The sequence below is a fragment of the Pseudomonas sp. NFPP07 genome (assembly GCF_900115645.1).
Taxonomy (GTDB): domain Bacteria; phylum Pseudomonadota; class Gammaproteobacteria; order Pseudomonadales; family Pseudomonadaceae; genus Aquipseudomonas; species Aquipseudomonas chlororaphis.
In genome coordinates, this window is sequence record NZ_FOXG01000001.1 from 358,786 (window position 1) to 374,351 (window position 15,566).

15 protein-coding genes are annotated in these 15,566 nt (G+C 60.5%); 10 read left to right on the forward strand and 5 right to left on the reverse strand.

The window, feature by feature from the left end; genetic code table 11:
* Positions 1-40 precede the first annotated feature (40 nt).
* The gene (locus BM019_RS01675; RefSeq protein ID WP_007921626.1) at positions 41-973 is read right to left on the reverse strand and encodes a chemotaxis protein CheV; all 933 of its coding nucleotides are present in this window, start codon (positions 971-973) and stop codon (positions 41-43) included.
* 72 nt (positions 974-1,045) lie between these two features.
* Between BM019_RS01675 and flgA the strand changes: the two genes are divergently transcribed.
* From flgA to BM019_RS01695, 4 genes are all read left to right on the forward strand, one after another.
* The gene (flgA, locus tag BM019_RS01680) at positions 1,046-1,807 is read left to right on the forward strand and encodes a flagellar basal body P-ring formation chaperone FlgA (protein WP_062824959.1); all 762 of its coding nucleotides are present in this window, start codon (positions 1,046-1,048) and stop codon (positions 1,805-1,807) included.
* Positions 1,808-1,957: 150 nt separating this feature from the next.
* Positions 1,958-2,278: a flagellar biosynthesis anti-sigma factor FlgM gene (gene flgM / locus BM019_RS01685; protein ID WP_092417460.1), complete on the forward strand. Its 321-nt coding sequence runs from the start codon at positions 1,958-1,960 to the stop codon at positions 2,276-2,278.
* 50 nt (positions 2,279-2,328) lie between these two features.
* Positions 2,329-2,796, forward strand: a complete 468-nt coding sequence (locus BM019_RS01690; RefSeq protein WP_007921623.1) for a flagella synthesis protein FlgN — start codon at positions 2,329-2,331, stop codon at positions 2,794-2,796.
* Between the two features lie 95 nt (positions 2,797-2,891).
* Positions 2,892-3,638 (forward strand): flagellar brake protein, encoded by a 747-nt coding sequence (locus BM019_RS01695; RefSeq protein ID WP_009045140.1) that lies wholly within the window; start codon positions 2,892-2,894, stop codon positions 3,636-3,638.
* A gap of 57 nt (positions 3,639-3,695) precedes the next feature.
* On the opposite strand, the gene BM019_RS01700 is transcribed toward BM019_RS01695, so the two are convergent.
* A complete protein-coding gene (locus BM019_RS01700; RefSeq protein ID WP_007921621.1) occupies positions 3,696-5,078 on the reverse strand; it encodes an MFS transporter in 1,383 nt (460 codons plus the stop codon).
* A gap of 70 nt (positions 5,079-5,148) precedes the next feature.
* A complete protein-coding gene (locus tag BM019_RS01705) occupies positions 5,149-6,390 on the reverse strand; it encodes a glutamine synthetase family protein (RefSeq protein WP_175510580.1) in 1,242 nt (413 codons plus the stop codon).
* Positions 6,391-6,869: 479 nt separating this feature from the next.
* On the opposite strand from BM019_RS01705, the gene speB reads away from it, so the two are divergent.
* A complete protein-coding gene (gene speB / locus BM019_RS01710; protein WP_007921619.1) occupies positions 6,870-7,826 on the forward strand; it encodes an agmatinase in 957 nt (318 codons plus the stop codon).
* A 50-nt stretch (positions 7,827-7,876) separates the two neighbouring features.
* Complete coding sequence (locus BM019_RS01715; protein ID WP_219735409.1) at positions 7,877-8,806, forward strand: LysR family transcriptional regulator; 930 nt, start codon at positions 7,877-7,879, stop codon at positions 8,804-8,806.
* Here the strand turns inward: BM019_RS01715 and BM019_RS01720 are convergent.
* Positions 8,794-9,486 (reverse strand): sensor histidine kinase, encoded by a 693-nt coding sequence (locus BM019_RS01720; RefSeq protein WP_009045144.1) that lies wholly within the window; start codon positions 9,484-9,486, stop codon positions 8,794-8,796. The two genes, BM019_RS01715 and BM019_RS01720, sit on opposite strands and share 13 nt — an antisense overlap.
* Positions 9,483-11,087, reverse strand: coding sequence for a tetratricopeptide repeat-containing response regulator (locus BM019_RS01725; protein ID WP_092417462.1), 1,605 nt, complete (start codon positions 11,085-11,087; stop codon positions 9,483-9,485). Before BM019_RS01725 ends, BM019_RS01720 begins: the two co-directional genes overlap by 4 nt.
* Positions 11,088-11,473: 386 nt before the next feature.
* On the opposite strand from BM019_RS01725, the gene BM019_RS01730 reads away from it, so the two are divergent.
* The 4 genes from BM019_RS01730 (at position 11,474) to BM019_RS01745 (ending at position 15,565) form a co-directional block, all read left to right on the forward strand.
* On the forward strand, positions 11,474-12,406 hold the full coding sequence (locus BM019_RS01730; protein ID WP_092417463.1) for a phytanoyl-CoA dioxygenase family protein: 933 nt from the start codon (positions 11,474-11,476) through the stop codon (positions 12,404-12,406).
* Positions 12,407-12,483: 77 nt separating this feature from the next.
* The gene (locus tag BM019_RS01735) at positions 12,484-14,052 is read left to right on the forward strand and encodes a glycosyltransferase family 61 protein (protein WP_092417464.1); all 1,569 of its coding nucleotides are present in this window, start codon (positions 12,484-12,486) and stop codon (positions 14,050-14,052) included.
* Positions 14,049-14,447 (forward strand): sugar 3,4-ketoisomerase, encoded by a 399-nt coding sequence (locus BM019_RS01740; RefSeq protein WP_009045148.1) that lies wholly within the window; start codon positions 14,049-14,051, stop codon positions 14,445-14,447. Before BM019_RS01735 ends, BM019_RS01740 begins: the two co-directional genes overlap by 4 nt.
* Positions 14,444-15,565 (forward strand): DegT/DnrJ/EryC1/StrS family aminotransferase, encoded by a 1,122-nt coding sequence (locus tag BM019_RS01745; RefSeq protein WP_092417465.1) that lies wholly within the window; start codon positions 14,444-14,446, stop codon positions 15,563-15,565. Before BM019_RS01740 ends, BM019_RS01745 begins: the two co-directional genes overlap by 4 nt.
* Position 15,566 lies beyond the last annotated feature (1 nt).

The window sequence follows — 15,566 nt, forward strand, 5'->3', positions numbered from 1 at the left end:
GCCGCCTCTTAAATCGTGTGACCGCCAGGGATGGATATCCCTAGCTGTTATCTGCTGCTTTGATCCGGTCGACAACCCGGGATGCCAGGTCATCAGGACGAAACTTGGCAAGGAAGTCATCGGCACCGACCTTCTTCACCATCGCCTGATTGAATACACCTGACAACGAAGTATGCAGGATGATGTGCAGCTTTTGCATGCGTGGATCGTTGCGTATTTCGGCCGTGAGGGTGTAGCCGTCCATCTCCGGCATCTCGATGTCGGAGATCATCATCAGAAACTCTTCTTCAGGTTTCTTGCCCTCGTCGACCAGCTTGCGCAGGTAATCCAGCGCCTGTCGACCGTCGTTCAAGGCCACCACCTCGACCCCCACGGTCTGCAGGCAACGCGTGACCTGCTTGCGCGCCACCGACGAGTCATCGACCGTCAGCACCCGCAGTGAAACAGCCTTGTGCTGAGTCTCGACATCCACCACGCCTACCGAAATGGTCTCGGGCGTCGGCGCGACCTCGGCCAGCACCTTCTCGACGTCGATGATTTCCACCAACTGATTGTCGACCCGCGTCACCGCCGTCAGGTAGTGATCGCGCCCCGTCCCCTTGGGTGGCGGATGGATCTCCTCCCAGTTCATGTTGACGATGCGCTCGACCGACCGCACCAGAAACCCCTGGGTCTTGGTGTTGTACTCAGTGATGATGACAAAGGGGTTGCTCAGATCCTGCAACCCGCCTGAACCGGTGGCCATCGCCAGGTCCAGGATCGGAATGGTCGCCCCTCGAATATTCGCGACACCGCACACCACAGGACTGGATTTGGGCATCAACGTCAGTTTGGGGCATTGCAGCACCTCCCGAACCTTGAACACGTTGATCCCGTAGAGCTGCTGCCCGTCGAGACGGAACAACAACAGCTCAAGGCGATTCTGCCCTACCAGTTGCGTGCGCTGGTTCACCGAATCCATTACACCAGCCATGCCCAGACTCCCCAAAGCTTAAGATCCGACGCGCTCATCGCTAAACGGCACGGCGCTTGCTTTTTAACTGTTATGAACGCCAAAACGACATTTTCCCGACGCCTGACATCAAACTACCGCAGATTGCTGTACGGGCTGTCGGCTTTGTTTTTTTTGAACCCTGGCCATCCTGCCGTTGCTGACTCGGTAACCCTGCCTGATCTACTTATCGGCGTCACTCAGGGGTTTCTTGAATTCACCGTAGAAGACTATCTGGAAACCAGTCAAACGCCTGGGCGCTACGAGATCCAGGTCAATCAACTCGACCCGCGGCTGCGCATGCCGCACTGCGACAAGGAATTGACAGCGACCCTGGAAAGCCCGGCACAACCGCTGGGACGCGTGACCGTTCGCGTCCGTTGCGACGGCGCCTCGCCCTGGACCGTATTCGTGCCCGCCCAGGTCAAGCTGTTCCGCGAGGTGGTGACCACCACCCGGCCACTCAAGCGCGCCGGCATCATCAGCCCCGAAGACGTGATGCTGCGCGAGCGCGATATCGGCCAGATCAACCAGGGCTATCTGACTTCAGTGGACCAGGCCATTGGGCAGAAGCTTGTCAGACCAATGGTCGCCGACCAACTCGTCACCCTGGTTCACCTGGAACAGGCGGAAGTGGTGCGCAAGGGCGATCAGGTAGTGATCTCTGCCCGTAGCGGCACGCTGAATGTGAAAATGCCCGGCGAAGCCTTGTCCAATGGCGGCATGAGCGAGCAGATCCGGGTCAAGAACCTCAATTCACAACGGGTCATCAAAGCGCGGATCACCGCGCCGGGACAGGTGGAAGTCGCCATGTAGACGACTGGCGCTGTGCACTGTTGCCCCCTAAACTGTGGCCCATGCAGGGCAACAGCGGCGCGTGCGGGCTTATCGATATTTGAGCCTAAAGTTTTCCGGCGTATTGCCGAAAACAAGTCAAGCGTCCAAATACCCAGAGGTTTTTTTACCATGGTCATCGATTTCAGCCGTTTAAACAGCTCTCCCTCACTCACCGGCAGCACGCGCACCAGCGCCAGCAAGGAAACCGGCGACGCCGACAAATCCGCGCCGCTGAACGCTCCGGCCGAACAGGCCAACACCAGCGGGGAGTCGGTACACCTCAGTAATGAGGCTCAACAGTTGCAGAAGATCACTGACAAGCTGCGCGACCAGCCTGCCGTCGACAACGCCCGCGTGGCCGAGTTGAAGCAAGCGATTGCCGATGGCAGCTATAAAGTCGACAGCAACCGTGTAGCCAGCAAACTGCTTAATTTCGAAGCCCAGCGCTAGCCAATAAGGCCTGCGCCAGTTTTTTGGACGCTTAAAACCCAAGGCCATACATGCACGACACTAATTTGCTGCAACTGATCACTGACGACTTTGCTCCAGCTCAACAATTGCTGGAATTGCTGCGCACCGAATCCCTAGCCCTGCACGGTCGCGACATGCCGCTGCTGGAAGAGATTCTCGCGCAGAAGCAAGCCCTGATCATTTTGCTCGAGCAGCATGGCCGCAAACGCAGCGAACTCCTCGCCAGCCTGAACCTTCCTGCCAGCCGCGCCGGCCTGGAACAGTTGGCCAGCCACTCCTCGATCGGCGACCAGTTACTGGCCCAGAGTGACGTGCTGACCCAGATGCTTGCCGATTGCCAGGCGGCGAACGAACTCAACGGTCGCTCGATCCAGGTTCAACAGGCCACCACCGCCAATCAATTGAAAATCCTCACCGGTGGCGAGCCTCCAGCCCTCTATGATGCCCGTGGCTCAACCGCCAAGCTGGCCAAGCCTCGCCCGCTTAGCCAGGCTTGACCCCAGAGATGAGCGCGCCCTATCAAGTCGCGGAACATGCTGGCAAAATGCCGGCTCTTGCGTGTAGTCGTATTTTGTCTGGAGATTGATGAACCGTGTTCAATGCCGTAAACGCAGAAGATGCGCCGCAGCCACCCAAGGTGCTGACCACCCCCTTGGAAATCAACTCCACGCTGCGCTTGCTGCAAGACAGCCATGACCCGCTGATCATCACTTTCCACGAACGCAGCCAGCGCTTTCAAAGCTATCTGGTCGAGATCGATCGTGACAGCAACATGATTGCCCTGGACGAAATGATCCCCCGCGATGGCGAACGCTTCATGCTCGCCGGCGAACCGTTTCGCGTCGAAGGCTTTCACGAAGGCGTGCGCATCGCCTGGGAAAGCAATGGCATCCCGACTATCGACGAATCCAATGGTGGGCGATGCTACCGCGGCACCCTGCCAGACGAAGTGGTCTATCACCAGCGCCGCAATGCCTTTCGCGCAGCCCTGAAGCTGGCCCAACTGGTCAACATCGAACTGGGCGGCGAAAAACTCAAGGCGCCGATCGCCGGCAAGCTGCTGGATATCTCCGCCACCGGCTGCAAGCTGCGCTTCGAGGGCGACATCTCCGGCCGCCTGCAACTGGGCCAGGTCTACGAGCGTTTTATCGCCGCCCTGCCCTTCGGCAGCATGACTGCGCCAGTGGAACTGCGTTACCTGCACCACGAAGAGAAGATCGACACGACTTTCGCCGGCGTGCGCTTTCACAACATGAGCGGCCTGGTTCAACGCCAGGTCGAGCGCTTCGTCTATCAGTTGCAACGCGAAGCCCGGCGCTTCGACAAAGACGACCTCTGAGATTCGAGCGTCGATAAAAAACGGGCAGTCCCTTGCGGGGCTACCCGTTTTGCGTTTCTAGGGCCTGGCCCCACTGAACTGGTCCGGCCCTGGTTCATCCGGCTTCACTACCGGCTCCTCAGCCTCAACCTCATCCGTGGCCGGCGTCTCGACCGGAGGCTCGGCTTCCGGCGCGCTGGTCTGTTGCATCTGATCTTGCACCACTTGCTCATCGACCCGCGGATCGAGCGCGGCCACCAATGGCGAACTGGACATGCTGTCCGGCATCGCCACGTGATGCAGCGGCGCATCATCGACCTGATGCAGGTTGGTCACGGCTTTCGGCCGGATACGCCAGACCAGTACCAGGGCAAAGAAACTGAAGAACGCATAGAGCATCTGGCTACCGAACAATTTCATCAGCACCCCCGCCACCAAAGGCCCGACACTGGCCCCGACGCCATAGGTCACCAGCAGCATCGCGGTCAGCGAGACCCGCCGATCGCCTTCGACATGGTCGTTGGAGAACGCCACCGCCAGCGGGTACAGACAGAACTGCACCAGCGAACAGAGGAACCCCAGGGCGAACAGCACCTCCAGTGGCACCTGGGGCAAAATCGCCAACGGCAAGGCCACGACCGCCAGGAAGCAGGCAAAGCAGCGAATCAGCAGGGCCCGGTCATAACGGTCGGACAGCCATCCCAATGGCCACTGCACCACCAGCCCGGCAAAAATGCAGCTCCCCATGAACAGGCCGACCTGCTCGGTACTCAAGCCCTGCTGGGAGGCATACAGCGGTGCCAGACCATAGAACGAACCGACAATCAGCCCCGACCCGAGCACCGTACTCAGCGACTGCGGAACGCGCTTGATAAAGAAGCGCGGTTCCATGGGCGCCGGATGCAAAGGCGCAGGGTGAATACGCCGGGTCATGGCCACCGGCACCAGGCACAGGGCAAAACACAGGGCCACCAGCATCAGCAACTCAAGCCCGAGGGCCGGGTGCATGACCAGAATCAACTGCCCCAGGACCAGCCCCAGATACGAGGCGATCATATAGCCGCTGAACACCAGCCCGCGCTGCTTGGCATCGGCCTGCTCGTTGAGCCAGCTTTCGATGACCATGTACTGGCACATCATGCCCAGGCCGACGATCATCCGCAGCACCAGCCAGGCCGGCAACCAGTCCACCAGGCCATGCCCCAGCACCGCTGCGCCGACGATCCCGGCACAGGTGGCGTAGGCACGGATATGGCCGACCCGGGCAATCAGGCGGTGGCCGATTTTCCCGCCCAGCACCAGGCCGAAATAGTTGGCCGCCATCAAGGCCCCCACCCATAACCCGTCGACATGATCGGCGGCCAGGCGCAACGCCAGGTAGGTACTGAGTAAGCCCGAGCCGATCAACATCATCAGCGAGGCGAAATAAAGCGCTCGAAAGGATTTCCAGATTTGGCGCATCGGCGTTCCGAGCGGCTCCTTGAATTGAGTGTCGGGCCATCTGGACGATAGCCCGACTGCGATGGTTCGGTTAAGCCTGGGCCGCTAAGACGCGCCGCTCCCAGGGAGTTATTTCATCAAAGAAACTGGTCAACTCCATGGTCTTCGAAGCGACGTAACCTTCGACGAACTCATTGCCGAACAATTCCTTGGCCAACTGGCTACGCTTCAGACGCTCAAGAGCGGCATGCAAGGTACAAGGCAGAGATAAACTGTCCGGCACGGCAAACTCACCCTGAATCGCCGGCGTCGGTTCCAGCTCGTTTTCGATACCGTGCAAACCTGCCGCCAGGCTCGCGGCGATCGCCAGATACGGGTTGGCATCGGCGCCCGGCAAGCGATTCTCGACCCGCCGCGCCACCGGCGAACTGGCCGGAATGCGCAGACCTGCCGCCCGATTGTCATGGGACCAGCAGGCATTGTTCGGCGAAGCGTAAGGATGGCACAGGCGCTGGTAGGAATTGACGTTCGGTGCGAACAGCGCAGTGAAATCCGCCATCCCCGCCTGCAGCCCGCCAATAAAGTGGCGGAACATCGCGGTCGGTTCTCCGGCCTCATCACTGAACACGTTACGGCCGCTGGCCAACTCCACCAGGCTCTGGTGAATATGCATCGAACTGCCCGGCGTGTGCGCCAGCGGCTTGGCCATGCACACCACGGTCAGGCCATGCTTGAGCGCCACTTCCTTGAGCAGGTGCTTGAACAGGAATGTCTGGTCGGCCAGCAACAGCGGATCGCCGTGCAGCAGATTGATCTCGAACTGGCTGACGCCCATTTCATGCATGAAGGTATCGCGCGGCAAGCCCAATGCCGCCATGCAGGCATAGACCTCACTGAAGAACGGCCGCAAACCGTTGTTGGAACTGACGCTGAACGCCGAATGCCCATCCTCGCGACGACCGTCCAGGCCAAGGGGCGGCTGGAAGGGTTGGGTCGGATCGGTATTGGGTGCAAACACGAAGAATTCCAGCTCGGTCGCCACCACCGGCGCCAGGCCGCGAGCGGCGTACCGCGCGATGACCTCTTTGAGCTGGCCCCGGGTGGAAAGACGCGAGCTTTCACCACTCAACTCGTCCGCATCGCAAATCGCCAGCGCACGTGGCTGCGAACTCCAGGGCAGGCGATGAATCTGTTGCGGATCGGCAGTGAGCGCCAGGTCGCCGTCGTCACTGCCGTAAAAACGCGCGGGTGGATAGCCGCCCATGATGCATTGCAACAGTACCCCACGGGCCATCTGCAGACGCCGCCCTTCGAGGAAACCCTCGGCGGTCATCACCTTGCCCCGTGGCACGCCGTTCAGATCCGGAGTGACACATTCAATCTCGTCAATGCCCGTCAATCGCTGAGCGAGTGAACTGCGGCCATCGGTTGTCATGACTCAATCCTTGTTGTTGTACGAGCCGAGAACGGCGACCCGTACAAAATAGGCTCCGGCTGTTCGGAATATCAAGCAGGGACACTCGAAATACCCGGATAGACAACCATCATCCGGCATGCCTTCGCAAGGAGCGCTCTCAAGGAACTTGTCACAAAACACAAGCCAGCTTGCCGAGCTGATGATTTATCGGCCTGCCACGCCCGCCCTATGATTTTTTCGCCCCCCGCCAACTCGCTGGGCCGGGCTCGGCTGGTGGAGCATGCGCAAGGCCCCTGCTGACCAGCCCGGTCGCCGCGCCGTCCATCGACCCCCATTGACAGCGCTTACCCAGGGAGCAGCCACATGCCACTCCCATTCGCCACAGGAGCTCCCCCATGCCCAATGATTTTCCCCAACCCGTGGACGCAGCGCTGGTGCCACGCTTCGCCGGGATTCCGAGCTTCATGCGCCTGCCGGTCTTTGATGACCCGGCCCAGGTGCAGATCGCCCTGGTCGGAGTGCCCTGGGACGGCGGCACCACCAACCGCGCCGGCGCCAGGCATGGCCCGCGAGAAGTGCGCAACCTCTCCAGCCTGATGCGCAAGGTGCACCATGTCAGCCGTATCGCCCCCTATGACCTGGTGCGCATCGGCGATCTCGGCGACGCTCCCGTCAACCCCATCGACCTGCTGGACTCGCTGTCGCGCATAGAAGCCTTTTTCCGCGACTTGCACGAAGCCGGTGCCGTGCCGCTGGCCGTTGGCGGCGACCACCTGGTGACCTTGCCGATCTTTCGCGCCCTGGCCCGCCAGCGGCCAATCGGCATGGTGCATTTCGACGCTCACTCCGATACCAACGACCGCTATTTCGGCAACAATCCCTACACTCACGGCACACCGTTTCGTCGTGCCGTGGAGGAAGGCCTGCTGGACCCGCGACGCACCGTGCAGATCGGTATCCGTGGCTCGGTCTATTCGGCCGATGACGAGGCCTTCGCTGCCGAGACCGGCATCCGCGTGATCCATATGGAAGAGTTTGCCGAGATCGGCGTCGCCGCCACCCTGGCCGAGGTCCGACGCGTGGTCGGTGACGGCCCGACCTATGTCAGCTTCGATGTCGACGTGCTGGATCCGGCCTTCGCCCCCGGCACCGGGACCCCGGAAATCGGCGGCATGACCACCCTGGAGGCCCAGCAGTTGATCCGTGGCCTGCGCGGCCTGAACCTGATCGGAGCCGATGTGGTGGAAGTGTCGCCGCCCTTCGACGTCGGCGGCGCCACGGCGCTGGTGGGGGCGACCATGATGTTCGAGCTGATGTGCCTGCTGGCCGAGTCCATCGCCTCTCGCCGCTGACTCGCAGATCCGCACCGGTGTAGGCTTTGCCCATCCCCTTGCCGCGCCTGATGGAGGCCAATGTGCTGGGCAGCCTATCCGATATCGACCTGCGCATGCTGCGGGTCTTTTGCACCATAGTCGACGCCGGCGGTTTCACCGCGGCCCAGGCCAGGCTCAATACCAGCCTGTCGCGCCTGAGCGTGGTGGTACGCGATCTCGAGGAGCGCCTGGGCTGCTCGCTGTGCCGACGCGGTAGCAGTGGCTTCCAATTGACCGAGGAAGGCCTGGAACTGTTCGATGCTGCGCAGTTGCTGTTTCGCGACATCGAGCGCTTTCGGCAGCAGGCCAACCAACTTGGCGGGCCGGCACGCGACCATCTGCAGATCGGCAATGTCGACAGCATGCTCAGCCTGTCCTATGCGCCATTGCCCCTGGCCATCAACCTGTTCCGCCAGCGCCTGCCGGAAGTCCGCCTGGGCCTGCATATACTGCGTCCCGACGAGCTTGAACAGGCCGTGCTCGACGAGCGCCTGCACCTGGCCATCGGAGCCTTCCACCACCAGCTCTCCGGGCTGCGCTACCAGCCGCTGTTCGAGGAGGAACAAAATCTCTATTGCGCTGCTGGGCACCCGCTGTTTCAACGCAGCGACACCGACCTGACCCTGGAAGAAATATGCAACACACCCTATGTCGGCCGTGGCTACATGGCTGAGAACCAACGCCCCCATGGCCTGTATTTTTTGCAGAGCGCCACCGTCTACACCATGGAAGCGATTGCCACCCTGGTGTTTTCCGACAGCTATCTGGGTTACCTGCCCAGCCACTATGCCGCCAACTGGGTGGCCAGGGGCCAAATGCGCGCCCTGTTACCGCAGCGCCTGGCCTATCGTTCGACCTTTCACTGCATCACCCGCCAGGGCCAGGAGCCGAAAGCCGCCCTGACCTGCTTTCTACAGGCCCTGGAACAAGCGCAACAGCAGCTGGCTCAGGGCAGGTAGAGACTGAACACACCGCCGCCCAAAGGCCCGCCGTTGCGAATCTCGGTACGTCCGCAGACACCGTTGCGCTGATGCAGCGCGGCAATGCGCCCGGCGAAGTACAACCCCAGGCCGGTGCTGCCGCTGCTGTGATTGATGCCTTGCACGTAGTCGGCCTGGTTATCGATCATCGACTGCGGATAACCCTCGCCATCGTCATTGATGGTCAGCACCGTCTGCCCGCCTTCATCGTGCACGCTGACCAGCAACGCATGGCGCGCATAACGAATGGCGTTGTTGATGCAGTTGTCCAGCACCGAGGCGATCAATTCCCGATCGAAGAACCCCAGGGGGGTCAAGGGATCGACCTCATAGGTTGCGGCAATGCCACGACTGACAAATACATCCTGATGGCTGACCAGTTGCGCCTCGATGAAGTCATCCAGTTCGTGGTAACCCGGCTGCACCGGCAACTGGTTGACCCCCAGTTTGTAGAGCCCCAGCAGTTGCACCAGCATGCCGTTGAGATGGGCAAACTCGAACTCCATCACGCCCTGCTCCGGCGTGCCCTGGTGCGCCTGCGGCAGTGCCGCCAGCCACTGGGCATGGGCCTGCATGAGCAGGGTCAGGGAGTTCTTCATGTCGTGCACGGTAGAGGCGATCACCGTGGAAAAGTCGAGAGCCTGTTCGTGGGTATTCATTCGCCAAACGCCTTGCTTCGCAGCTTCTGATAACGCGGATAACGCGCGTCGGTATCGGGCATCAGGCCGACCATTTTCAGGCAGGTCCGGCACTCATCCAGCAGTGCCGTGTCCTGGGTGATGTCGGTGCCGTGCAATAGCGACTGCGCCATGTTCAGGGCAATACTGATGTTCTTCGGTTGCATGGCCAGGGCCCGACGGAACAGATCCCGGGCCTCGCCCAACGCGCCGGCCTTGTAGCTGCGCACGCCTTGACGGTTCATGTCCGCCGCGGCGTTAGCGGAGTTGAGGATCGCCGGGTCATCGGTGAGCTTGGCGATGCCTTCCATCACCTTCGGATCGTCACCGTAGATTTCCGCGCAGTTCTTCAGCATCGATGCGCCGGCATCGGCCTGTCCCAGCATCTGCAGTTGCTTGGCTACCAGCAACGCCGCTTCCGGGCTCATGAACTGCTCCATTCCGTCCAGACGCAGCATCGCCTGCTCGGTGAGTTTTTCCGCCGTTTCAGCATCGTTGAGCAACAAGCTGGTGGCCTTCATCAGGCGCGCGCGAATCTGCAGCCCCGGATCGCTGGGATTTTCCTTGGCCACCGCACTCAGGGTGCTGTTGATTTCCAGGCGCGTGCGGGTATCCAGGCCCCTCTCGCTGCCCTTGCTGATCAACGCATGGGCCAGGCCAAGGTTGCTTTCCGGATCCTTGAAACGCGATTGCGCACCTTGCGACACCGCCTGGCGATACGCCTTGGATGCGGTCTCGAAGTCTTCGTTGGTCATCGCCAGCTTGCCCAGCAGCGCTTGCCGGCGCACGGCCAGCGGCGACAGGCGCACCGCCTCCTCCAGCACACTCTGGGCGCGCTTGGAATCACCCTCGGCGAGCAGCACATCGGCCATGCCATCGTAGAGCGCCGGCATCATCGGAAAGGCCTTCAAGGCCTTTTCATAGACGGCCTTGGCCTGGGTCACATGGCCACGCTTGAACAGCAGACGTCCCAGGCCGACATAGGCCCACGGCAACGGGCGATCCGCCAGGATGCTCTCGTACAACCGCTCCAGCGCCTCGTTCTGATTCATGTCACGCAGGGCATCGGCCCGGTAGCGCAGGCACAACGGCGAATAACGCGGATCCTGCTTGCACAGGGCGATGCAGGCATTGAGCACCTCGAGCGGCTTGCCGCGATCGAGCGCTTGCAGGATCGGCTTGAGCAACGACTTGCGCTGCTGCAGCCGCTCCAGTCGCTGAGCCAGGCTGGAGCGATTGAAAGGCTTGGTCAGATAGGCGTCCGGCTCGTGCTCGAGGGCGCTGAGCACCATCGACTGGCTGGTCTCGGCGGTGACCATGAGAAACACGCTTTCATGGCTGATCAGCTTGTCGGTCATCAGGTCTTCGAGCACCTGCTGACCATTCTTCTTGCCGTCGCCCAGGTGGTAATCCTGCAGGATGAAGTCATAACGCTTTTGCGCGCACATGCGCAGCGCCTGCTCGCCTGTATCGGCAGTGTCTACGTCCTTGACGCCCAGCTCACGCAGCATGGACCGGACAGAACTGCGGAAATCCGAGAAATCATCGACGATCAAAAAGCTTTTTTGGTGGTACGCCAGCATCGAAGATTCCAGACCCGTAAAAAAGATGAAGCCCGCGGCAACAGCAGGACACGCTCAAGGTCGTCCCCCTTGTTGCCCGCGGACAATGATAATGGCCACAGGCCATCAATGCATTCTACATCAACCTACAATGGCGCCCGCCCGCTCTCGCCGGACACTCGGTCCATGGCCCCGCCATTTGACCTGCAACAACATCCATGGAGTTATCGGCCGATTCCGGCGTTCCCTTATAGATAGTTGCCAAAAGCATTCGATATCCTTGCTCGCGCCGCCCGCCAGCTCCGGTTGCGGCAACTCCATCGGGAATATCAGCCGCACGGCATCAACTTTAAGCCAGCCACGCCGATACCTTGCAGACAGACAGCAACAGTCAAAACGAGCGCAACATGCAAACCTGTATCCAAAACCTCATCGACCAGGGCGCCCATATCTTCGGCGAGATCCTGGACGCTGACCGCACGCAGGCGCTGTACCGCGAAATGATCGCCGCACGGGCCTTCGGGGCCGGGCTGTTCATGGACGAGGCTGAATACCTGGCCCAGGAAAACCACCTCAACGCCAACCCGAACAAGACCTTCAACTTCCTCAATGGCTTCGAGTCGCAGTTGCAGTTCATCGAGCAGGACCCGCGCCTCACTGCGGTCCTCGATGAAGTGCTCGGCGCCGACTATGAGGTGGTGATCAAGAAAGCGGTGTGCGGCGTACCGGACTCATGGCTGCCGGACTGGGTGCGGGAAAAGATCCGCGATGTGAATGTGGCGAACCTGGGGCCCTATATCAAAAAACCCTTTCGCGACATCACCTACTTTCGCGGGATCGACTTCCATCAGGACATCATCGATTGGCCCCAGGGCCGAGTGGAACTCGACCCCTCGACCTTTCTGACCCTGTACGTGTACCTGCACGACGTCACCGAAAACGACTCGCCCCTGCACCTGATGCCCGGCACTCACCGCTTTGGCGCCACGCTGTTCCCGCATCGACTGGAACATCAGGCGCACGACCAGTGGACCTACGCCGATGATCATGGGCAGCAGATGACCTGCCAGGATTACCGGCTGACCGGCGGGCCGGGTTACGTCGGGCTCTGGCATAACTGCACCTTGCATGGCACACGGCCGGTGGCCAACGAGTCGGAGCAGTTCCGTCTGTCGCTGCGTTATCTGCTGGGCAAGTCCCGAGGCAATACCGGCAAGACCGCGATCGACACCATCAACGGTGCGATCCAGGGTGAGTTGCAACCGGTAAGGACCCGACGCGACCTGAACGCCAAGGGTATCGCCCAGATCAAGGGCAACATCATCAATAACAATGGCTAGCGTCACCGCTTGCAGCGAACGGGCGAACCGCTCGGGTGACGATTTACCAGCGGCTGCACCAGTAAGACGAGGTCAATGTGTCAACAGGGTTTGGACAGAAAGCGCGGGTGCTGATATTCGGCACCGGTGCCGGCGGCATCAATTTCTACAAGTACAACCGCCGCCGCTACCGGGTGATCGGCTTCGTCGATAACAACCAGCAGAAGCAGGGCCAGCATCTGTTCGGCAAGTTGATCCACGCCCCTCAGCAACTGAGCGCGCTGGTTTTCGACAAGATCATCATCGCCAGCGATTACTACAGTGAGATCTACCCGCAGCTCACCGACAAGCTGGCGATCGATGAACAACGGATCGAAGTGTTCCATGGCGCACAGATCAGCTCGCAACTCTCATGGTTCCAGCGCATTGGCAAACGCCTGGAGCAACGGGGCTATGAACGCATGTGCAAGCAGCCGGGACTGATCAGCGACCTGCTGTATCGCCTGCTTTTTCGACGCCAGGATACCCGGCGCCTGGCCTTGCGCTGGCTGGATGAAAGCGCCGAGCACAAGGTCCATGTGTTTCGCCCGAGCCAACCAGGAAGCAGCCAGCCGCCACGGTTCGTCCATCAATCGACACTGGCGATCACCCTAGAATTACCCGAGGTCGCCCTCTATCACTTTCGCCAGGGGCAGGTCTGTTCGGTGTCCCGTTCGGTGATACTGCCAAATGGGCAATTGGTGCTGGAGCGAGTGCCCACGGCAAAGTCCTCGCAGGCCGACTATAGTGCTGCGCACCTGCTCTACCACGGCCAGCGCCTGGCCCTGGTCAGGACCGGCAAACCCATCGAGATGGAAAAAGGCCTGCTGATCAGCGGCTGTAACGAGCAGAACTATTACCACTGGACGGTAGAAGTCTTGTCTCAACTGCAATTCGCGGCCGAACTGCCGCCGCAATATGCGGACTATCCACTGCTGATCTCCAAGAGCAGCCAGAACATTCCCTCGATCAAGGCCCTGATCGAGGCGATTGGCGTTGACCGCCCGCTGGTACTCCTGGACAACATCACCAGCTATCAAGTGGCCGACCTGCTGCTGATCAGCGCGCCCAACAACATGATCCCGAACTTCAAAGGCGTGGCACAGAACAGTGCCAGCAGCGGCTTCGTACGCCCGGAATCGATCAACTTCCTGCGGGAAAAAGCCCTGCGCCTGGCCCATGGCATCCCCACAGGCGAACTCCCCAAGCGAGTATTCCTGGCCCGCAAAGGTTTTCTCCGGCACTACAACCAGGCCGAGATCCTCAAGCTGCTGGAACCCTATGGGTTTACCTGCGTGTACATGGAGGAACAGGACATCAGCCATCAGGTGGCGATCATGGCCAATGCCGAAGTCATAGTCGGCCCCACCGGCGCGGCCTGGACCAATCTGATTTTCGCCTCGAAAAACGCCCGCGCGCTGTGCTGGATGGCCGAGGAGTATGGGCAACTGTCGTGTTTTTCCAACCTGGCGGCGATCGTCGGCGTGGAAATGGACTACATCGCTTACCGGGTGGGCTCGACCGACTCCCGAGAACTGTATTACCGAAATTATCGGGTCGACGCCAAGCGCGTTGAAAACTGGCTGCAACAGCATTTGTCGAAACGGCTCGAAGGGGAGACGCGATGAAGATTCACATTCTGCCGCTGCAGACCCACGGTGATGATCGTGGGTCGCTGATCGCCCTGGAAGAAGGGAAAAACATCCCCTTCCCGGTGAAGCGGGTGTACTACATGTTCAATACCGGTGAAGGGGTTCGCCGCGGCTACCACGCCCATAAGACCCTCAAGCAGGTAGCCATCGCCGTACGCGGCTCGTGCCGTTTCCTGCTGGACGACGGTCGGGAAAAAATCGACATCACCCTGGACAATCCTTGCCAGGGCCTGCTGATCGAATCCTTTATCTGGCGTGAAATGTATGACTTCTCTCCAGACTGTGTGCTGATGGTCCTGGCCGATCAACTCTATGAAGAAGGCGACTATGTTCGAGACTATGCCCAGTTCATGGACATGGTCGGACAATGACTCAAATGATGAATATTCCGTTTCTGGATTTGAAAGGCATCAATCACGAATATGCCGATCAGCTCAAAGCCGCTTGCAGCCGTGTGATCGACTCCGGTTGGTACCTGATGGGGCGTGAGCTTGAGCAATTCGAGGCCGCGTTCGCCGATTACTGCGGCAGCCGGCATGCCATCGGCGTCGCTAACGGCCTGGATGCCCTGACCCTGATCCTGCGCGCCTGGAAAGAGCAAGGCCGGCTGCAGGCTGGTGATGAAGTGATAGTGCAGAGCAACACCTTTATCGCCACCATCTCGGCCATTCTGGAAAACGATCTGGCGCCGATCCTGGTGGATGTGGACCCGACTACCCACAATCTGGAAGTCGAGGCCGTCGAACGGGCCATCTCGGAAAAAACCCGAGTGATCCTGCCGGTGCATCTTTATGGGCAGCTGTCGCCCATGCCGCAGATCATGGCGCTGGCCCACAAGCATGGCCTGCTGGTGCTCGAAGATGCCGCCCAGGCCCATGGCGCCGAGCTGGCCGGGCGCAAGGCCGGCAACTGGGGCGATGCCGCGGCTTTCAGCTTCTATCCCGGGAAGAACCTCGGAGCCCTGGGCGACGGCGGCGCCATCACTACCAACGACGCCGAACTGGCAACCCTGGTCCGGGCGCTGGGCAACTACGGTTCGCGAGTCAAGTACCAGCACGATCATCAGGGGGTGAACAGCCGCCTCGATGAAATCCAGGCCGCGATGCTCGGAGTGAAGCTGGCGCACCTGGACAGCGATACTGCCCGTCGACGCAGCATCGCCCGCTACTACGGCGAACACATCCGGCACCCGGGAATCACCCTGCCCTCGGTGACGACTGCGAGCGCCCATGTCTGGCACCTGTATGTCATTACCTGCCCATGGCGCGATCAGCTGAAGGCGCATCTGGCCGAGCGTGGCATCCAATGCCTGGTTCACTACCCACTGGCGATCACCGAGCAGCGGGCCTACAGCGATCTGGCCAGGACCTCCCTGGCATCCCGGGCGCCGCTGCATGACTCGATCCTGTCATTGCCGATCTACCCGACATTGAGCCAGGAACAACAGCAATATATTGTCACCGCTATCAACCTGTTCACCGCCCACTGAT